Source organism: Pseudomonas fluorescens group sp. PF-69 (assembly GCF_054481235.1).
In genome coordinates this window covers 768281-788631 of sequence record NZ_JBTMNC010000001.1, presented here as the reverse complement: position 1 = coordinate 788631, position 20351 = coordinate 768281, and the positions used below count along the sequence as shown (strand labels likewise).

15 protein-coding genes are annotated in these 20351 nt (G+C 59.2%); all 15 read left to right on the top strand.

Annotated features, from left to right (window positions below; genetic code table 11):
• Positions 1-31: 31 nt before the first annotated feature.
• Entirely contained in the window at positions 32-973 is a 942-nt protein-coding gene (locus tag ACX3YF_RS03615) for an acetaldehyde dehydrogenase (acetylating) (RefSeq protein ID WP_288101154.1), read from the top strand.
• Positions 974-983: 10 nt separating this feature from the next.
• Positions 984-2000, top strand: coding sequence for a 4-hydroxy-2-oxovalerate aldolase (dmpG, locus tag ACX3YF_RS03610; protein WP_288101153.1), 1017 nt, complete (start codon positions 984-986; stop codon positions 1998-2000).
• A gap of 100 nt (positions 2001-2100) precedes the next feature.
• Positions 2101-4080 (top strand): methyl-accepting chemotaxis protein, encoded by a 1980-nt coding sequence (locus tag ACX3YF_RS03605; RefSeq protein ID WP_458973419.1) that lies wholly within the window; start codon positions 2101-2103, stop codon positions 4078-4080.
• Positions 4081-4353: 273 nt separating this feature from the next.
• On the top strand, positions 4354-5394 hold the full coding sequence (locus ACX3YF_RS03600) for a WD40/YVTN/BNR-like repeat-containing protein (RefSeq protein ID WP_458973418.1): 1041 nt from the start codon (positions 4354-4356) through the stop codon (positions 5392-5394).
• Between the two features lie 34 nt (positions 5395-5428).
• A complete protein-coding gene (locus ACX3YF_RS03595) occupies positions 5429-7804 on the top strand; it encodes an efflux RND transporter permease subunit (protein ID WP_458973417.1) in 2376 nt (791 codons plus the stop codon).
• A gap of 63 nt (positions 7805-7867) precedes the next feature.
• Positions 7868-9472, top strand: a complete 1605-nt coding sequence (locus ACX3YF_RS03590; protein WP_458946186.1) for a DUF1302 family protein — start codon at positions 7868-7870, stop codon at positions 9470-9472.
• A gap of 17 nt (positions 9473-9489) precedes the next feature.
• Entirely contained in the window at positions 9490-10767 is a 1278-nt protein-coding gene (locus ACX3YF_RS03585) for a DUF1329 domain-containing protein (protein WP_288101148.1), read from the top strand.
• Between the two features lie 152 nt (positions 10768-10919).
• Positions 10920-12017: an alcohol dehydrogenase catalytic domain-containing protein gene (locus tag ACX3YF_RS03580; protein ID WP_458946373.1), complete on the top strand. Its 1098-nt coding sequence runs from the start codon at positions 10920-10922 to the stop codon at positions 12015-12017.
• 53 nt (positions 12018-12070) lie between these two features.
• Positions 12071-12610, top strand: a complete 540-nt coding sequence (locus tag ACX3YF_RS03575; RefSeq protein WP_288101147.1) for a cupin domain-containing protein — start codon at positions 12071-12073, stop codon at positions 12608-12610.
• A 447-nt stretch (positions 12611-13057) separates the two neighbouring features.
• Positions 13058-14056, top strand: a complete 999-nt coding sequence (locus ACX3YF_RS03570; RefSeq protein WP_288101146.1) for an AraC family transcriptional regulator — start codon at positions 13058-13060, stop codon at positions 14054-14056.
• A gap of 150 nt (positions 14057-14206) precedes the next feature.
• The gene (locus tag ACX3YF_RS03565; protein WP_288101145.1) at positions 14207-15541 is read left to right on the top strand and encodes a Rieske 2Fe-2S domain-containing protein; all 1335 of its coding nucleotides are present in this window, start codon (positions 14207-14209) and stop codon (positions 15539-15541) included.
• A 57-nt stretch (positions 15542-15598) separates the two neighbouring features.
• On the top strand, positions 15599-16462 hold the full coding sequence (locus tag ACX3YF_RS03560; protein WP_288101144.1) for an alpha/beta fold hydrolase: 864 nt from the start codon (positions 15599-15601) through the stop codon (positions 16460-16462).
• Positions 16459-17865, top strand: a complete 1407-nt coding sequence (locus ACX3YF_RS03555; protein WP_458946185.1) for an amidase — start codon at positions 16459-16461, stop codon at positions 17863-17865. Before ACX3YF_RS03560 ends, ACX3YF_RS03555 begins: the two co-directional genes overlap by 4 nt.
• Positions 17866-17975: 110 nt before the next feature.
• The gene (locus ACX3YF_RS03550) at positions 17976-18965 is read left to right on the top strand and encodes an AraC family transcriptional regulator (protein ID WP_458973416.1); all 990 of its coding nucleotides are present in this window, start codon (positions 17976-17978) and stop codon (positions 18963-18965) included.
• Positions 18966-19117: 152 nt separating this feature from the next.
• Positions 19118-20350, top strand: a complete 1233-nt coding sequence (locus ACX3YF_RS03545) for a styrene monooxygenase/indole monooxygenase family protein (RefSeq protein ID WP_458973415.1) — start codon at positions 19118-19120, stop codon at positions 20348-20350.
• Position 20351 lies beyond the last annotated feature (1 nt).

The following is a 20351-nucleotide window of genomic DNA, read 5'->3' as shown; positions in this document are numbered from 1 at the left end:
TCGGCAGGCTCAACGTTAAGAGCACATCACCATGAAGAAACTCAAGGTTGCCATTATCGGCTCGGGAAACATTGGTACCGACTTGATGATCAAGATCATGCGCCACGGCAAGCGCCTGGAAATGGCTGCGATGGTCGGCATCGATCCCAACTCCGACGGTCTGGCGCGTGCTGCGCGCCTGGGGATCGCGACCACCCACCAAGGGGTGGTCGGGTTGACCCAAATGGACGAGTTCCAGGACATCGACTTTGTCTTCGATGCCACCTCCGCCTCGGCCCATGTGAAGAACGACGCATTCTTGCGCTCGATCAAGCCGGGTATTCGCCTGATCGACCTGACGCCGGCGGCCATTGGTCCGTATTGCGTGCCAGTGGTCAACGGCGCGGAGCATGTCGACAAGCTCAACGTGAACATGGTCACCTGTGGTGGCCAAGCGACCATTCCGATGGTGGCGGCCGTCTCCCGCGTGGCCAAGGTGCATTACGCCGAGATTATCGCCTCCATTTCCTCGAAATCCGCTGGCCCGGGAACCCGTGCCAATATCGACGAGTTCACCGAAACCACCAGCAAGGCTATCGAAGTGATCGGCGGTGCCGCCAAGGGTAAGGCGATCATCATCATGAATCCGGCCGAGCCGCCGCTGATCATGCGCGACACGGTGTTCGTGCTGTCCGAGGCCGCTGATCAGGCGGCCGTGCAAGCCTCCATCCTGGCGATGGAACAGGCAGTCAACGCTTACGTACCGGGCTACCGTCTCAAGCAGCAGGTGCAGTTCGACGTGATCCCCGAAGACGCGCCGCTGAACATTCCGGGTCTGGGGCGGTTCTCGGGTCTGAAGACTTCCATCTTCCTGGAAGTCGAAGGGGCTGCCCACTATCTGCCGGCGTATGCGGGCAACCTCGACATCATGACCTCCGCCGGCATGGCGACAGCCGAGCGCATGGCTGAAGGAATGCTGAGCGGTGAGGCCTGAGGACATGAGCATGACTGACAAGAAACTTTATATTTCCGATGTGACCCTGCGCGATGGCAGTCACGCCATTCGTCATCAGTACTCGATCCAGAACGTGCAGGACATTGCCCGCGCACTGGATCAAGCCAATGTCGATGCCATTGAAGTCACTCATGGCGACGGGTTGCAGGGTTCGAGCTTCAACTACGGCTTCGGCGCCCACAGCGACCTGGAATGGATCGAAGCGGCGGCGGACGTGATCGAAAACGCCAGGATCACCGTGCTGTTGATTCCCGGCATCGGCACCGTGCACGACCTCAAGGAAGCCTACAAGGCCGGCGCTCGCTCGGTACGTGTAGCCACGCATTGCACCGAGGCGGATGTCTCCAGGCAACACATCGAATTTGCCCGGGAACTGGGCATGGATACGGTGGGCTTTCTGATGATGAGCCACATGATCGAGCCTGAGCAGTTGGCCGCTCAAGGCAAGCTGATGGAGTCCTACGGCGCGCAATGCATCTATATGGCTGACTCCGGTGGCGCGATGAACATGCAGGATATTCGTGCCCGCATGCGTGCCTTCAAGGCGGTGTTAAACCCCGAGACTCAAACCGGCATGCACGCCCACCACAACCTCAGCCTCGGTGTAGCCAACTCCCTCACGGCGGTGGAGGAGGGTTGCGACCGCATTGACGCAAGCCTGGCGGGCATGGGCGCTGGTGCTGGCAATGCACCGCTGGAAGTGTTCATCGCCGCTGCCGAGCGTCTGGGCTGGAATCACGGCACCGATCTGTACCGCCTGATGGATGCCGCTGATGATTTGGTACGTCCGCTACAGGACCGCCCTGTGCGGGTTGATCGTGAAACCCTGGCACTGGGTTATGCCGGTGTGTATTCCAGCTTCCTGCGCCATGCCGAAGTGGTCGCCGCGAAATATGGCCTGAAAACCCTCGACATCCTTGTCGAGTTGGGACAACGACGCATGGTCGGCGGTCAGGAAGACATGATCGTTGATGTTGCTCTGGATCTTCTCAAGCGGCGTGCTTGATCTTCCGCTCCTTTTTGCCGTGCTTGTCACGGCTTTTTTTTTTGAAAAAATTTTAAAGACACTCGCAGTGGTTCCGTCCCGGCCGAGAGGAGGTGTCCTGATGCTGTCCAACTTGACGATGACGAAAAAGCTTTTACTAACGGTCCTGCCCATCACGCTGGTGATCTACGTGGCCACCGTGTTTCTGGTCTATCAGTCGAGCAAAGGTTCCACCGAAATGCTTGCCGAAGTTGCTGTGGACGCGATTGCCAAGCGCCAGGCGACGGAGATCAGCGACTACTTCAACGCGTCGCTGTACTCGGTGCGTAACACTGCCCAACTGTTGGGTGCCGAGTTGATCGACGGCCACCTGCAAGATCGGCGCATCGCTGATCAAATGATCGAATCCTTGCTGCGCAGCACGCCTCAGGCCACTGCCATTTGGTGGGTGCCGAGTGGTTCGCCGCAAGATCAGGCGGTGCTCTGGCTGAGAGACGGCCAAACGCTCAGCCCTGCCTTGGATGATCAGCGCCAGACCCTGCTCAATGCTCTCGGGCAGAACGCCGGCGAACGGGAAAGTGTGATCCCGCTGCTGCACCTGGGCAGCGCCGGTCATGACAAAGTGGTGACTGCGGTGCTGGTTCCGGTACGTGACAATGGCCGGGTGGTTGGCAGCTTTGGTATTGGCCTGGATGCGGCGCAGTTGCAGAAGCGGGTTTCCGAACTGCACCCACTTGAGGTCGGACTGGCGGTGTTGATTGCCAATGATACGACCCTGGTTGCCCACCCGGACCCGAGCAGGGTAGGGCGCACGCAAGCTGAAAGCGAGGGAGATTTCCTGGGCGATCATCTTAAAGTCGTCAACGACGCGGTACGTGGCGGCATCGCAGTGACACTGCGTTTTATCTCGCCGGCGATGGCTGAAGAGGTTTTCATGCTGGTGACGCCGGTGACGGTCGGGGATACCGGCACGCCTTGGTCGCTGGGACTCGCTTTTCCCAGCTCGGCACTGCTCGGAGGGGTCAAGACCCTGGCCTTGCAGCTTGTTCTGCTCGGCGGATTCGCTGCATTGGTGTTGGGCGCTACCGTGTTTTTTCTCGGGCGTGCCTTGTCGCGGCCGCTGGAAACCGTGGTGCAGGCCATCCAGCAACTGGCATCCGGTGAGGCTGACCTGTGCTTGCGTTTGCCGGCCAGGGGCGATGATGAACTGGCGACGCTGGCACGTGAGTTCAATCACTTTCTCAGTGCAATGGCTGATCTGGTGTTTGAGATCAAGGGCACCAGTCTCGCGCTGCAGAAAACCTCCTCCGAGTTGCAGAGCGAGAGCTGCGCGTCTGGACTGACGGTGGATGCACAGCGCGATGAAGTGGGGCAGTTGGCGACCGCCATGCAGCAAATGGCGGCGACTATCGAGGAAGTTGCCGGCAACGCCGGGCAGGCGGCTCAGGCCAGTGGCGAGGGCGATCAGGCCATTGCGCGCGGGCAGGCCACGGTGTCCAGCCTGGTGGAGGCGATCAACCTGGAAGCGCAAACGCTTGAGCACGTATGCGGCTTGGCCACGCAACTGGATGAAGCCAGCCAGTCGATTGGCACCATCGTTGCGGTGATCAGCAATATTGCCGATCAGACCAACTTGCTGGCGCTCAACGCGGCCATCGAGTCTGCGCGAGCTGGCGAGCAAGGACGCGGATTTGCCGTGGTGGCTGGCGAAGTGCGGGCCCTGGCGCAGCGTACTCACGTCTCAACCGAGCAAGTGAACCGCAGTGTCAATTTGATTCAGGCGCGCACCCGTACGGTGGTCGACATCATCGTTCAGAGCCGCAGCGCCTCCCAGACCAACGTTGTCAGCGCGCGAGAGGCCAGTGAGGCCTTGCAGACGCTGTCGCAGGTGATCGGCCAGATGCGTCATATGAGCCAACAGATCGCCACTGCCACTGACGAGCAAGCGACCACCAGTGAGCTCCTGTCGCGCAGTCTGGTGAATATCGCCGACTCCGCGGAAAGTGCTTCGCAGAGCGCTCGCCTGGTTAATCAGCGCAGTGAGGATCTGGATCAAAGCGCCACGCGGCTCAACGCCTTGGTCAGTCGTTTCAAACTCTGAAGCCGCCCGGTGGTGCGACGTTTCGTGCCGCCGTGGCTTCTCTCTGGTTTATCTATAAATCATTGATTTAAAACAAAAAATAAATGAATACGGGCCTCTCTTAATGGCGCTCGTACGCCTGCGTGCGGCGATGAAAATTGACCCGGATCATTAACTTGCACTGGGCGGATAAGCCAAGCAGTAGACGGATAGTTCGTGGGGGCGTGGGCACCTAATGTGACCGCTAGCTTCGCTATCAGCTTCCGGATAGCGATTTACGAATGGATCAGTCTGATGTCGAACCTTTCTACCAGTGAACACATCCTCACGCAGGTTCCCGCACCAAGCAGGGGCGCGCGTCCGTTGAAGCTCATCGTGATGCTGCTTCCCTGGACCATCATCGCCGCGTTGCTGTGGGCCGGGCTCTTCATTCATCCACAGCCGGTGGGCGGTACCGTCGCAGCGTCCGCCCTCGAGCGTCGCGATCAGTTCTATGGGCTGGCAGAGCAGCCTGGGGGAGCCATGCTGGCCAGTGGTTCCTACGGCAAGATCCTGTCGATCAGTCGGGATGGCCAAATCCGCCACTTGAGCACTCCAACCCGCAATACCCTGCAGGACATCGCCGTCTGGGATGCCGAACATGCCGTGGCGGTCGGCAATGATGGGGTGATCCTGTTCAGTCTTGACGGTGGGCTGCACTGGAATCAGGCGACCGATGTGCCGCGCTCGGGAACGGCTAACAAGCTCAACCGTGTTCGCATCGGTGCCCAGGGGCTGGCCATTGCCACCGGCGAGATGGGGGCGGTGTTGATCAGCCGCGATTTTGGCCGCCACTGGCAGCGTCTGCGCGACGAGGAAGATGTGGCGTGGAACGACGTGGCCATTCTCGATAACGGTCAACTGGTGTTGGTGGGCGAGTTTGGACGCGTGTTGCTCGGCAACCTGGAGACCGGGCAATGGCGAGAGGTTGAGTCGCCCCTGTCCAGCTCGCTGATGGCGTTGACGTTCCGCGATGCGCAGCACGGCATGGCGGTCGGCCTGGAGGGGGCCGTCATGGAAACCCGCGACGGCGGGCAGCACTGGGACGTTATCGACGTCGGTCTGCGCGATCACCTGTTTGATGTGGCCTGGCTGCAAGAGCAAGGCGTTTGGTTTGTCACCGGAGCGCTGGGGCGCTGGGCCAGTGGCGATGCCAAGAGTTGGCAATCCGGGACCCTCGATGCACAGAACCTGTCCTGGCATGTGCGGGCGCTGCCCGTGGCCGGCGGCATTTGGTTGGCGGGTGCCGACATCGGTCGCTGGGACGGCAAGGTCTGGTCCCTGCTGAAGCCCTGAACCCCTAGTTGCGTAGTCTAAACGAGAGCTTTCCATGATCGAACGTATAGCCGAGTTCTGCATCCGGCGCGGTGCCTGGGTTGCCGGTGGCCTGTTATGTATGACTTTGGTGCTGGGTTGGTTCGCCCTGCACATTGAGGTTCGCACCGTATTCGAAGACATGCTGCCGTCACGGCACGAATACGTGCAGACGCACGAGAAGTTCAAAGACACCTTCGGTGGCTCGAACATCGTCACCATCATGTTTGAGGTCGATGAGGGCGATATTTTCCAGACCTCGGTACTGGAAAAAGTCCGTGAAGTGACAATGGAGCTGCGTGAAGTCTCGGCGGTCAACCCGTACCAGATCACCTCACTGGCCTCGAAGAAACTCAAGGAAGTACGGGCGTCCACGGCGGGTATCGAAAGCCTGCCGCTGATGTGGCCGGATCTGCCGGCCAACGCCGAGGCCATGGCCGCGCTCAAGCAGGCCGTGCTGCGCAACCCATTGGTCTATGGGCCTTATGTGTCCAAGGATATGCAGGCGACGTTGATCACGGTCGACTTCATCGACAATCAGGTCAACTACAGCAAAGTGTTCCAGGAAATTCGCAGCCTGATTGCCCGCGTCGATGATGGCAAGGTGCATATCCGTGTGGTGGGCGACCCAATACTTTATGGCTGGGTAGGCCACTATCTCTCGGAAACTTTCCTGCTGGTCGGCATCGCCCTGCTGGTCACTCTGGTGATGCTGTTCGTCCTTCTGCGCACGTGGCGCGGGGTGCTGTTGCCGCTGCTCGCCGGTGCCGTCAGTGCATCCTGGGCATTGGGCATCTGCCACCTGTTGAACATCAGTTTCGAGCCACTGGTGATCGTGGTGGCGATGTTGATCACTTCGCGTGCCGTGTCGCACTCGGTGCAGATCGTCAACCGTTTCGATGATGAGTTGCAGCTTTTGCCTGCTCACGCGGACACGGCAAAAATCGCGGCTCGCGTAGCGCTGGCCGACTTGTTCAGGCCCGGCATGCTGGGGGTCATTGCTGATGCGGCGTGCATGGCGGTCGTCGCCCTGAGCCCGATTCCGATGCTGCAGAAACTCACTGTGCTTGCGGTGGTGTGGGTGCTGACCCTGACCGTCAGCGCAGTGATCCTGACCCCGGTGATGCTCTCGTTCATCCGCAGGCCGCACGGGGTGGTGCATCCGCTCAACTGTATTCCAGTGCTGAATAAGGTGCTTGACCTGGCGACCCGCGTGACCTTGTCGCGCGCTCGTTACGGGGTGCTGGCCAGCACCTTCGTGGTGGTGGTGTGTGCTGGCCTTTATTCGCTGAACCTGAAAATCGGTGACGCCAATCCTGGTTCACCAATCCTCTGGCCGACGTCGGAATATAACGTCGATTCGGCGGCGATCAACGCGCGCTTCGAGGGCGTGGACCGCATGTTTGTGGTGCTGGGTGAAGACGGTCACCCAGGGCTGATGAAGAGCAACGAAGCCCTGCACGCGATGAACAGCTTTCAGCGTTTTATCGAGGCGCAGCCTGAGATCGGCGGCTCGCTTTCACTGGCTGATGTGCTGCCGCAAGTCAACGTGAGCCTGCGCGAAGGTAACCCGCGTTATCTGGAGTTGGGCGATACCAGCGCGATCAACGGCAGCCTGGTGGCCATGCTCGACTCGGTATCCGAGCCGGGAGATATCTCGCGCTATGCCGACGAGCAGTATGCCAATGGTGCCGTAACCCTGATGTTCCGGGATCGCCAGGGCGAGACCATCCGTACCGCCATGGCACGGATCAAGGCGTTCATCGCGCAGAACCCGCTAGCCGAGGGCCAGTGGCACCTGGCCGGTGGCCTGATCGGGGTCATGGCGGCGGTCAACGAGATCATCCTCTCCAGCCAGATCGAAGCCATTGCGCTGGCCCTGATGGTGCTGGCCCTGATCTGCACTTTTGTGTACCGCTCCTCGATGGCCGGCATGGTGTTCATGGTGCCGGTGATCATTTCCAACATGTTGACCTTCGCCTTCATGACCTGGAAGGGGATCGGCATGAGCATCAATACCGTACCGGTCGCGGCCTTGGGGATTGGGCTTGGCGTGGATTACGCCTTCTACATCGCCGATCGCATCAAGGAAGAAATTGCCATTGGGAAAAGCGCGGAGGAGGCCGTGCGTATTTCTCTGCATTCGTCCGGTATGGGCGTGATCGTGACCGCCAGCGTACTGATCCTGGCCACCCTGTTGTGGTGGGCTTCGTCGCTGCGCTTCCAGGCCGAGATGGGCCTGCTGATGGCGATCTGGCTAAGCGCTTCAGCGTTCTGCGCGCTGTTCGTCATGCCTTCGCTGATCTACGTGTTCCGTCCTCACTTCATATTTGGTGAGCGCGAACAGTCACTAGTCGCCAGTCAGCCGAACACAAGGATTGAGCTGGGTTGAGGCGAAAAACAATAACAAAAGCACTCATTCAACCGCTGCCATCATTTATTGGGGAGTAGATCCATGAGCAATCTGATCCGGGGCATGCAACCGCTTACCTCGTTCAACGGCATAGCGACGGCTATCGCATTGGGCGTGGTTGCCACGCCCGTGCTCGCTGACGATACCTTCACGTACGACGGTTACCTGCGCCAGGAAATGTCGTGGAACATGAAGAACTGGGAAGACACCCCCGGTTATAACGATCGCGGCAAGCTGTCGATGATGCGCAGCACCGCGCGGTTGAACTTGCAGTGGAAACCCGGCGACGACGTCTCTTTCGTTGCGAAGTTGCGCGGGGTGCGGGAGGTAGAGACCGACTTCCTCAGGCACCTGGAGAAAATGGGCGCCAATAACTATCACGAGGCTGACGGTACCGGCGATATCACCGACCTCTACGACAAAACCGACATCCGTGAGCTGTACGTGGATTTGCCGCTGGGCGAGCGCACCAAGCTGCGTTTCGGTAAACAGCAGATCGCCTGGGGCGAGACTGATTTCTTTGCTGCCAACGACCTGGTGCACGGCTTCGACGACACCTGGCGTTCGTTTTTGGAGCCTGCCAACGAAGAGTTGCGCAAGACCAACATCATGGCCAAGTTCAACGTCGATGTGCCGGAGTACAACGGCGGCATTGAAATGTTCGTGCGTCCGGGGTGGGACCGCAAGAATGACATCGGTACCGAAATCGACATCTACGGTGGTCGCTGGTCGAGTCAGCCCTATGCGGGCGTGGATTTTCGCAATATCGACCCGTACAACTACAAAAGCGATGAAGGCAGTGTAAATGACGTGACCGGCGGCATTCGTTGGAGCGGACTTTACGGGGATACAAACTACTCGTTGTCGTACCTGAAAACGTACTACAACGCGCCGATTCTGAACCCTTCGAACAACCTGGCGTTGTTCGGCATGCCTGATGTCGCTTCAGGTGCGACCTCCAAAGGCACTGACCAGACACGTGGCCTGGCGGGTGAAATCATCTACCCGCTCGTCGACATCTTCGGCTTCACCGCCAGCCGTTACTCCGATCTGGCCGACGCGGTGTTCAGTACCGAGGTGGCCTATATCAAGGACGCGCCGTACCAGTTTCAAGCCAAGACGCCGACCATGCTCAGCCAGTACATCGCACCGGGTTTCGATGGCTATACCAAGAAAGATGTCGTGGCGATGATGCTGCGCATGGACAAGAACATTGCCGCCACGCAAACCTGGCTGGGCACCGAAAAACCGATGTTTTTCTCCGTGCAACTGTTCGACAAGTGGGTGCAGAACTTCGATAAGGACGACCAACTGCTGTACAGCGTGGGCTGGGGTGGCAAGGTCAGGGAACACTCGGCCATGGGGACCACGATCTTTGATCTGAGCTACGCAAACGGGCGTGTTCGACCACAACTGGTGCTCGGTGCCGACCTGAGCAACGGTGGTGGTTTTGCGGTGCCGTCGGTGACCTTCGAGCTGTCCAGCAAAGTTCGCTGGAAAGTTGAATACGATGCTTTCTGGGATAGCGGGTCTCACGATTCCAAGAACTGTCAGCCGGGCAATCTGGCGACGTGTGACACCACCACTTTGTTTGGCTACTTCCATAACCGCGATCAGCTGTACACCAGCCTGACCTACCTCTTTTAAGTCCAATCGGAGACTCCATGATGGCTATGTTTTGTCATGCGCTACGCACCCCGTTCCTGGCGGGCCTGATCACTGCCTTCGGCAGCCTGGCCAGCCTGGCAATGGCTGCCGAAGTACCGGTGGGTACGGTTATCTCGGCTGCCAACCTCGATCAGATCAAGGGCAGTACCTTCGAAGGTCACACCATCGCCAGTCTGTTGACCGAGAAGATGGAGTGGCGCATCCGCAACGATGGCTGGAAACTGCCGCTGGCCGCTTCCAGGGAAGTGCCGCTGGACCCCCGCTGGGTCAAAGCGTCCAATGCCAATGCTGGCAAGACTTCTATCAACCGGCAGGAATGCCGTATCGATGGTTGGGGGGCGGGCGCACCGTTCCCGAACATAGACGTGAAGGACCCTGAAGCGGCCGAGAAGATCGTCTGGAACTGGCACCTGGGTCAACTGGTGGGCGATGTCTCACAAGTACCGGGTTACACCCAAGTACTGATCGATGGCAAGAAAGGCGTACACGCCGAGCCGGTGGCTGAGTTCACCCGTTACGCCATGAAGGGGCGTCTGACGGGGGGCAGCACCGTTGAAGGTGATGGCAGTGAGCGCGGTCGTCAGTTGCTGTACTTCAAGTCTCCGTCCGATATGAAGGGGCTGGGCACTTACACGGTTATGTATGACTCGGCGAAAGTGAACAGCGTGTGGGCCTATATCCCGGCTGTTCGCCGCGTGCGTCAGCTGTCTGGGGGGGCCTGGATGGACCCGGTAGGCTCATCCGACCAGTTGCAGGATGATCTGGAAATCTTCAACGCCCGTCCATGCTGGTACCCGGAATACAAGCTACTGGGTAAGCGCAGCATTCTGGCGGTGACCGCGAGCAAGACCGGGACCGATATCTGGAACAAGGAGGGTAAAACGTTTGCCGAACGTTATCCGGTTCTGCAGAACGAGCCACCTTATTGGAACATGAGCGGCAACAACTACGAAGTGCGTGAAGTCTACGTCATCGAAGCCATTACTCCATCGATCCACCCTTACAGCAAAAAGGTGCTGTACATCGATGTGAAATACCCGCGCATTCACTACGGTGAGGCTTACAACCGCAAGGGCGAGTTCTGGAAATTCATGGAGTTTCAGTCCTATGCCAACGTCACTGATGGCGATATCCGTACCACCGCAGGGGAAGTCATTGATTACCAGCGTAACCACGCGACTGTCTCGCTGATCGACACCTCCAGTTGGCGTACCAACTTCGTCGCCAAGCCTACCGACTTCTCGTTACAGGCATTGCAGGGCGCGGGTCATTAACGCCTGACCCTCCATCCTAATGTGCGTCAGTTGCCCGAACCCGTAGGGGTTCGGGTCATTGATGAGACCTCGATTCATTACTACCAGAATAAGGACGCGGTCGCCCCGGCCTTGCGCCGTTTTTGCGACCCGAGGAGTATTGCGTGTCTTTGATGCAAGCAGCCCGTCTTCACGAAATAGGCGGTCGGTTTATCGTCGACGATATCCCGGTCCCCACTCCCGGCCCTCACGATGTGCTGATCAAGGTCGCGGCCAGTGGGATCATTCCTAACCTGAAAAACGTCACCACCCATTTCCCTGAGTGGTATCCCTTTTTGCCATTACCCGAGCTGCCCGCCATTTTTGGCCTGGACTCGGCAGGTACGGTGGCGGCGGTCGGCTCCGCAGTCACGGCGTTCAAACCCGGAGATCGGGTTTACGTCAATCCGGGCATCGGTTGTGGTGAGTGTCGCTGGTGCCGTGAAGGTGACGCGCCGCGTTGCCAGGCCTATACCTTCATGGGCTACTTCGGTTTTGGGCCAGGCTCGCAGCAAGTATTCAAGCGTTATCCCTACGCCGGTTATGGCCAATACATGACGGCCCATGGCAACAACCTGGTGCGTCTGCCCGAGTGCCTGAGCTTTGCCCACGCTACCCGATTCGGCTATCTGGGTACTGCTTATTCGGCAATCCGCAAGGCGGCCCTGCGTCCTTCGCAGAGCGTTCTTGTTCTTGGCGCAAGCGGAACTCTCGGCGTCGGTGCGACCCTTCTTGCCCTGGCATTCGGAGCTGCGAAGGTCGTGGTAGTCGCCCGCGATGCCGACGCCCTGAAACGGCTCAAGGCCCTTGATCCTCGGCGTGTCATTCCCGTGCCGATAGAGGGCGGCGTGATTCATGAACACGTGTTGGCGCAGGTGCCGGGCGGCGTTGATGTGATGCTCGATACCCTGGGTGCCAAGGCTCCCGCGCACTTGTCGGTGGATGCCATGCAGGCTGTCGGCCGTGGCGGTCGGATCGTACAGATTGGTGGCGTGGCCGGTCCTGTCCCGATTGATCCGCACCCCTTTATGTGCGCGCAACTGCAATACATTGGCTCACTGTGGTTCACCACCGCAGAGGCAGAGGAAATGGCCCGCATGGTCGAGTCCGGAATCCTCGATCTGTCGCTGCTCGAGTCGCACGCTTATCCGCTGGAGCGCCTCAACGATGCGCTGGATGATATCCAGACTCAGGGCAATGGCTTCAGCAATTTCCACATCGCTTACCAATAATCGAGCGCTTGCGGCACTGCGGTGCACGTCGCCCAACCACAGTAGAGAACCCCATGATGCGAGCACAACGTGTAGTGACCGGGCATGACGCCCAAGGTCGTTCCTGCGTAGTCAGTTTCGGTCCGGTTGCGGGCGATGAATCCTTCACTCATATCCCGGGCTTCAGTGCCGCCCTGGTCTGGAAGACCGATGCGCAGCCGCAAGTCGGTGGCCAGGTGACAGATCCTCTAAACCCTGTGACCTCGGTGTTGCCCGCCGTGGCGGGCACCAGCGTCATGCTGGTGAGCTTCCCGCCGGAATCGGCCGAGGTGCCGGTGGATGCCGATCCACTGGCCGCGGATGAGATGAATGTCCGCGTTCCGGGTCTGGCGCAGACCTTCGAAGCGGATGCGCCGGGCTTTCACCGCACCGATACCATTGATTACGGCGTCATTGTCGACGGCGAGCTGACCTTGCTACTTGATGACGGGGAAAGCGCCTTGCTCAAAGCCGGTGATGTGGTCGTGCAGATGGGTACCCGACACGCCTGGCGTAACACCGGTAACAGTCCGGCGCGGGTGATGTTCGTCATGGTCGGGGCCACTCGTCGTTGAGGTTGTCTGCGGTCGTTTGCAAGGGAGGGCCGTGAGGGTTGGTCAGTTGTCAGGATGGCCAGTAAGTGCTTGATTATATGGGGTTATTCTCAGGGCTCCGGCAGATGGCGTGAAGTCCTGAAATGGGTGTCTCATCAGCCATTTCAATACTGATATTTGGGCATTCAGGCACGTTAAATGCTTGGTTCAGGGGGTAGTTGTCCATCCCCGAGCCGAGTGACACCAAATGGAGTGGCGCGCAGGGTTCTTGCGAGGTGAATTGCCTCGCTCCTTGCAGTGATTGCACCTCGATATGCACTGAAATTGTGCGTATCTGCTCTGGGAATGGTGGCAAAAGGTTCAGCCAGCGACTGCGATAACAAGAATGATCTGCGGCACGTACTGTGGATCTTATAAATCGTGTGATAGTGCGATCTGGATGCCTGGCCAGGTCGCAGAGGGTTATACATGGAACAGCTTAGTTTCCGTCCGGTCACTGCTCCTGAGGCTGTACTGGCGCGTTACGAAATTTGTCGAACCCGTGACCTTGAAGAGGCCCGCCAATGTGGCGAAAAAATATTCTGCGAAAACCACCTCTCTAACCTGGACGCCAAAAGCTCGCTGAACACCAGCATTTTTTACCGTCGGGCGGGTGGTATCGGTATTGGCCGAATGAGTTACGGTGGTGCGTTGACCATCAAGCCGGGGGTACTCGATACCTTTGCCTTGATCCAGATGCCGATTCGCGGCGAGGAGCAGATTCAGTTAGGCGATCAGAAAGTGGTGTGCAATCCAAGCATGGGCACGGTGATCAACCCCCACACGAAATCACTGATCAACCACCTTCCCGATACCGAAAAACTGATCATCCGTATTGAACGCAGTCTGATCGAGCAGCATTGCCAGCAGTTGCTGGGTCGCACCCTGGCGAAAAACATTGAATTCGAATCCGCCATCCCGATCGCTACCGAATCGGGCGCACGCTGGTTGCGTATGGTGAGCTGGGTGTATGACTGCCTTTCGCGGGATGACGAGCTGTCGCCCTTGATGTCTGCCCAATTGGAAAGTGGCCTGGTTCACGTGCTGCTGACCAATCAACCCCATAACTATTCGGCGGAGCTTCTGGCCGACGCTCCCTCGCTTGCGCCTTCGTTCGTCAAGCGTGTCGAACGCTACATCGAGGACCACGCGCACGAACCGATTACCATCGTCGACATGGCTGAGCACGCTGGCGTCAGCAGTCGTTCGTTGTTCACGGGCTTTCGGCGTTACCGCGATACATCACCCATGCTGTACCTCAAGGAAGTGCGTCTGCGTCGCGTCAATGAAGAGTTGCAGCGGCTGAGTTCGGGCAGCGAAACGGTAACGGCGGTCGCCTTCCGCTGGGGGTTCAATCACCTGGGGCACTTCACGACCGATTACAAACGTCGCTTTGGCGAAAGCCCTTCTGCAACCCTGGCGCGTTGAGCGCGCCGTCATCCCGGCAGGTCCTGCATCTTTTTGCGCTGCAAGGATAGGCGAAACGGTATCGGGATCGTCAGCCCTCATGGAGGTTCTTAGGATGACTGCAACAGCGCCGCACAGGGCGGCGCCGATACTGTTAGCAAGGGAATCCGTATGTCCGAGCAACCTATCATTCGTCGGCGCATCGTCAAAACGGGTATCAGCGATGCCCGCGTCAACAACTCCAAAACGCAAAGCCAATACCAGCCTTACAAAGATGCGGCCTGGGGCTTTATCAATCACTGGTATCCAGCCCTGTTCACCCATGAACTGGCCGAGGATCAGGTTGAAGGTATCCAGATTTGCGGTGTGCCCATTGTCCTGCGTCGCGTCAACGGCAAGGTCTATGCGCTCAAGGACCAGTGCTTGCACCGTGGCGTGCGTCTTTCCGAAAAACCGATGTGCTTCACCAAGAGCACCATTTCCTGCTGGTACCACGGTTTTACCTTCGATCTGGAGAGTGGCACCCTGGCGACCATCGTCGCCAACCCGGACGACAAACTGATTGGCACCACCGGTCTGACTACTTACCCGGTGCATGAAATCAACGGCATGATTTTCGTTTTCGTGCGCGAAGACAGCTTCCCCGATGAGGATGTGCCGCCGCTGGCCGACGACTTGCCGTTCCGCTTTCCGGAAAACAGCGAAGTCTTCCCGCACCCGCTGTGGCCTGCGTCGCCGAGCGTACTGGATGAAAATGCCGTGGCCCTGGGCATGCACCGCACCGGTTACGGTAACTGGCGTATTGCTTGTGAAAACGGCTTCGACAACGCACACATCCTGGTGCACAAGGACAACACCATCGTTCATGCCATGGATTGGGTGCTGCCGCTGGGCCTGTTGCCGGCCGCCGACGACTGCATCGCCGTGGTCGAGAACGAAACCGGACCCAAAGGACTGATGCAATGGATGTTCACCGACAAGTGGACGCCGGTGCTGGAGAACGACCTTCTGGGGCTGAAAGTGGATGGCCTCAAAGGCCGTTACTACCGGACTTCCGTGGTCCTGCCGGGCGTGCTGATGGTGGAGAACTGGCCAAGCGAACACATGACGCAGTACGAGTGGTACGTGCCGATTACCGACGACACCCACGAGTATTGGGAAATCCTCGTGCGAGTGTGTAACACCGATGAAGAGCGTGAGAAAAACCAGTATCGCTACGACCGCGTGTACAAGCCGCTGTGCCTGCACGGCTTCAACGATTGTGATCTGTACGCCCGCGAAGCCATGCAGAATTTCTACACCGATGGGACCGGTTGGGACGATGAGCAACTGGTGTCGACCGATATCTCCCCGATCACCTGGCGTAAGCTGGCTTCGCGCTGGAATCGCGGTATCGCTAAACCGGGACGAGGTGTTGCCGGTTCGGTGAAGGATTCCAGCCTGATCTTCAAGGACACCGCCGACGGTCATCGCCCAGGCTACAAAGTCCGTCAGATCGAGGACTGAGGTGACCGAGCCAGCGCTTTTCACGAAGCGCTGGCTCACTTTTCGGTGGAGTCCCCTATGTCCAAGTTAACCCCTCCAGTCAGTCAGTTTGTGTCGGTCGATGGCGTTCGTCTGCATTATCAGGTCGTCGGCCAAGACACCCCTCGATTGCCGATCATATTTACCCATGGTGGTGGTCCGGGCAGCACAGCCTGGAGCAATTTTCGTCTGAGTGCCGAGACGTTCGCGGCTCAACACCGTTGCTATTTCCTCGATTTTGCCCAGTTCGGCCGCTCGGATATGGTTCCGGTTCACGGCCCTCTGTTGGGTTGGCATGCACGCAAATTGTTGGGCTTCATGGACGCTCTTGGCCTGGAGCGTGTGCATCTGATCAACCAGTCTCTCGGTGGCGCGGTGGCTTTGCGCCTGGCCGTGGACGCTCCGCAGCGCGTTGGCCGGTTGATCAGTATCGGCGCGCAGCCCGTCGATCGCGGTGTACTGCAGCCGCTGCCGCTGTTCAGCAAACACGCTGCGACGTTGATGAGTGACTACTACCTTGCGGATGATGGGCCGAGCATCGGCAAGATGCGTGTGTTGCTGGGACGTTATGAGTTACACAACGATGAGCTGTTGGACGACGAAAACCTGCGCCTGCGTTTCGAGGCCAGTGATAACGCCGGCTTTATCCAACTGCTGCAAACCCCTGGTGCATTTGGCGAGTGGGAAAGCCTGCTGCCAGTGCTTGATCAGGTTCAGGCTCCCACCTTGCTGTGCTGGGGGCTTCACGACTGGTTCGGTAGCGTCGATGTGCCGATGATGATGCTCAATCGCCTGCCCAACGCCCGCCTGCACGTATTCGGCAACGCTGCCCACCACTTGCAGAGCGAGTGCCCGGATGAGTTCAACCGCCTGGCCTCGAGCTTTATCGGAGCACATGAATGAACCTGCCAAGCGATCTGCATTACCTGGAGATGCATGAGCTGTCGCTGCTGATCCGCAGCCGCAAGCTGTCGCCTGTCGAGGTGACCGAGGCGCAACTGGCCCGCATCGCCGAATTGGACCCAGGTCTGCACAGCTACGCCCGGGTGACCCCGGAGCTGGCCTTGCAGCAAGCGCGAAAAGCCGAGCAAGAGTTGGCTGAGGGTACCTGCCGCAGCCCGCTGCATGGCATTCCGGTGGCGTACAAGGATTTGTTTGACACGGCCAATGTGGTGACCGCGGCAGGCATGCCCTTGCACGCTTCGCGTATCCCCGATCAGGATGCCACCGTCGTCTCCCGTTTACGTGAAGCCGGCGCGGTCATGCTGGGCAAGCTGCAAATGACCGAGGGTGCTTTTGCAATCCACCACCCCGACATCACCGCGCCGAACAACCCTTGGCACCCGGGGCATTGGACCGGCGCTTCGTCCAGCGGCTGCGGCGTGGCCACAGCGGCGGGACTGTGTTACGCCTCGATCGGTAGCGATACCGGCGGCTCGATTCGCTTCCCCTGTGCCGCCAACGGCCTGACCGGGTTGAAGCCGACCTGGGGGCGAGTCAGCCGTCATGGTGCTTTTGAACTGGCCGCCAGCCTCGACCACGTAGGGCCAATTACCCGTAGTGCGCGCGATGCGCTGTTCCTGCTGTCGACTATCGCCGGCCATGACGTGCTTGATCCCACCTCCCTGCCCAGCGTGTGCCTGGAGGTTCCCGGGATCGACGACAGCTTTCGCGGGTTGCGCGTAGGCATTGACGAACGTTGGCTCAGCGATGGCGTGGATCCGGTGATCCAGCAGGCGTTGCAGCAGATCATGGCGATGATCCATGCCGGTGGCGGTAAGTTGCTGAGCATCCGGATGCCCGACACCCGCGCCGTCAGCCAGAATTGGGAGGCACACTGCGGCGTACAGACCGCTGTGGCGCATGCCGATACCTACCCGCTGCACGCCAGCCAGTATGGTCCTGCGTTGGGGCGACTGATCGACGGCGGGCGCGGGCTGAGCGGCATGGATTATCAGCGAATTCTGTTGGAAGCGCAGCGATTCACCGGGCAGCTCGAGATGCTGTTGTATGAGCTGGACCTGCTGCTCGCCCCGGTTCAACCCTATGCCGCGCCGACTCACGAGCAACTGTCCAGCCTGGCTTTGGACCCCGAGGCCAATCGCCGCCTGATCCAGTTCACCGCACCCTTTAACGTCAGTGGTCATCCCTGTATCAGCCTGCCGATCGGCCTGACCGAAGGCGGTCTGCCGATTGGCGGGCAGTTCATCGGTCGCAAGGGGGGCGAAGCCACGCTGTGCCGCGCGGGTATGGCGGTGCAGCGGGTCAGCGATTGGCATCGTCTGCGGCCGCAGCGCTTGAAATGAGGGGGCGTCGATGGTCCAGCCCGTTCCCTCTGTCCACTCACTGAGTTTTCCGGATCGGCGCTACGCCATGGGCGTTCGCGAGGAGCGGGTATGAGTGAAGGGGTATCGATGTGACGTCTTCGACCGAGCTGCTCGAGTACCAGCACCTGCAGGCGCTGAGTTCGCATGATCTCGACGAGGTGCGCGATAGGGTGTCGTCGATGTTTTGCGAACATCAACTGTTTGCCAAAGGGGGGGAACGGCTCAACTACCGCCACGCGCACCTGCGCACCGGACGGCTGAGTTTCAGCCAGATGAGCTACGGTGCCCAAGTGAGTGTAACTCCCGGTAACCTGGAGGATTTCTACCTCGTGCAGTTGCCGCTGGCCGGTAGCGACCTGCAGTGTATTGGCGGCCGTGAGTTATACAGCAACCATCGCTACGGCTCCGTGCATGCGCCGCACGAAGCCCTGGAAATGAACTGGAGTCGCGACTGCCGCAAGTTGGTGGTGCGTTTCGATCGAGAAGCGCTGGAACAACACGCGGCCAGCATGTTCGGACGCAGCCTGCACAAGCCCTTGGAATTTTATCCCGCCATGAGTCTGGATCACCCGGCCTGTGCTGCCTGGAGCAGCAGTGCGCAACATATCTTTGCCCAGATGCAACGCTCGCCGCAGTTGTTTGACCTGCCTCTGATCCGTACCCAGTTCGAACAGACGTTGATGACGACGCTCCTGAGCTGGCAGCCGCACAGTATGCGTTGCGAGCAGGAGCAGGCCATGCCGCGCCTGTTGCCTCGCTATGTCAAAGTCGCTGTCGATTACATGCAGGCTTATCCGGAACAACCCATCACCATCGAGATCCTGTCGGCTGTCAGTGCAGTCAGTGGACGCACGCTATTTGCCGGGTTTGAAAAGTTTCTCGGTCTGAGCCCCATGCGCTATCTGCGTGACATTCGCCTGGAGCGCGTGCGCCAGGATCTACTCGTCCCCGGGCAGCCGCACAGCGTCACCGAAATCGCCACGCGCTGGGGTTTCTTCCAGCTCGGGCGACTGGCCGCCGAGTACCGTCGGCGTTACGCCGAGACACCCAGGGAAACGCTGGTTCGCTCGCGAGGGTAGGGGAGTCTGTCGGGCAGGAACCCTCTGCGTTAATTTCCGCACTTTATGCATACGCTCTGCGCAATGCGCATATTGCCCATGCCTGCGCTGCTCCACATTGGCTGTACGGACTGCATAGCGTCGTCCGGACAACCACAACGGAGCGAAACCTCATGAGAACGATCACAATCGTCGGTGCCGGGCAGGCAGGTCTACAACTGGGCATTGGTTTGCTGCAACAGGGCTACACCGTCAACCTTGTTTCCAACCGTACCGGTGAGCAAATCGCGGCGGGCAGGGTGCTGTCCAGTCAATCAATGTATGACATGGCGCTGGGTTTCGAGCGTGAGTTGGGCCTGGCGCTGTGGGACGACATCTGCCCACCCACCGTGGGTGTGCACTTGCGCGCGGGTAACGGCGAAGGTCTGGGTGTGGACTGGCGGGCCCGTATGAAGGCCCCTGGTCAGTCGGTCGATCAGCGCATCAAGATGCCGCGCTGGATGGAGGAATTTCAACGCCAGGGCGGCAACCTGGTGATCGAAGAAGCCGGCCTGGCCGAACTGGAACGTTATGCCGACAGCAGCGATCTGGTCATCGTCGCCAGTGGCAAAGGCGAGATCGGCAAGTTGTTCGAGCGCGACGCCGAACGCAGCGTATTTGATCGTCCGCAGCGCACCATTTCATTGACCTACGTGCACGGGATGCTTCCCCGCAGCGACTACAGCGCCCTCAATATCAGCATCAATCCGGGCATTGGCGAGTACGTCAATTTCCCCTGCATCACCCATACCGGCCCCGGCGATATCATCAATCTGGAATGCATCGAAGGTGGCCCGATGGATCGCTGGAGCGAGGTCAGTACCCCGGCCGAACACCTCGAATTGGCAGTGGAATTGATCCGCGAATTTTTCCCCTGGGAGGCTCCGCGCTGTGAAAACCTGCGCCTGACCGACGAGCTCGGCACGCTGGCAGGCCGCCTGACACCCACTGTACGCAAGCCGATCGGTGTACTGCCCTCTGGACGCACCGTACTGGGTATGGCCGATGTGCTGGTGCTCAACGACCCCATCACCGGGCAGGGTTCAAACAACGCCAGCAAGTGCGCCAATGTGTACATGAAGGCGATTCTCGAACACGGCGACCTGAACTTTGACGACAACTGGAAGCAGGCAACCTTCGAAAAGTACTGGGACTATGCCCAGTGGGTAGCGCGCTTCACCAACACCCATCTGTTACCTGCGCCGGAATCCGTCCTGCGGGTGTTCGCCGCCTGTGCGCAAAATCCGCAAATCGCCTCGACCGTGGCAAACGCATTCGACGACCCAAAGAGCCTTCGGCCCTGGTACTACGATCTGCAGGAAGCCGAGCGCTTCATCGACAGTTTTCCAGTGGCGGAGGGCGTCTGAG

Coding starts and splice junctions, on each gene's coding strand:
- ACX3YF_RS03555 (WP_458946185.1), top strand. CDS start 16,459: ATGAACCTGCCAAGCGATCTGCATTACCTGGAGATGCATGAGCTGTCG.
- ACX3YF_RS03590 (WP_458946186.1), top strand. CDS start 7,868: ATGAGCAATCTGATCCGGGGCATGCAACCGCTTACCTCGTTCAACGGC.
- ACX3YF_RS03570 (WP_288101146.1), top strand. CDS start 13,058: ATGGAACAGCTTAGTTTCCGTCCGGTCACTGCTCCTGAGGCTGTACTG.
- ACX3YF_RS03600 (WP_458973418.1), top strand. CDS start 4,354: ATGTCGAACCTTTCTACCAGTGAACACATCCTCACGCAGGTTCCCGCA.
- ACX3YF_RS03615 (WP_288101154.1), top strand. CDS start 32: ATGAAGAAACTCAAGGTTGCCATTATCGGCTCGGGAAACATTGGTACC.
- ACX3YF_RS03580 (WP_458946373.1), top strand. CDS start 10,920: ATGCAAGCAGCCCGTCTTCACGAAATAGGCGGTCGGTTTATCGTCGAC.
- ACX3YF_RS03595 (WP_458973417.1), top strand. CDS start 5,429: ATGATCGAACGTATAGCCGAGTTCTGCATCCGGCGCGGTGCCTGGGTT.
- ACX3YF_RS03585 (WP_288101148.1), top strand. CDS start 9,490: ATGATGGCTATGTTTTGTCATGCGCTACGCACCCCGTTCCTGGCGGGC.
- ACX3YF_RS03545 (WP_458973415.1), top strand. CDS start 19,118: ATGAGAACGATCACAATCGTCGGTGCCGGGCAGGCAGGTCTACAACTG.
- ACX3YF_RS03565 (WP_288101145.1), top strand. CDS start 14,207: ATGTCCGAGCAACCTATCATTCGTCGGCGCATCGTCAAAACGGGTATC.
- ACX3YF_RS03560 (WP_288101144.1), top strand. CDS start 15,599: ATGTCCAAGTTAACCCCTCCAGTCAGTCAGTTTGTGTCGGTCGATGGC.
- ACX3YF_RS03575 (WP_288101147.1), top strand. CDS start 12,071: ATGATGCGAGCACAACGTGTAGTGACCGGGCATGACGCCCAAGGTCGT.
- ACX3YF_RS03605 (WP_458973419.1), top strand. CDS start 2,101: ATGCTGTCCAACTTGACGATGACGAAAAAGCTTTTACTAACGGTCCTG.
- dmpG (WP_288101153.1), top strand. CDS start 984: ATGACTGACAAGAAACTTTATATTTCCGATGTGACCCTGCGCGATGGC.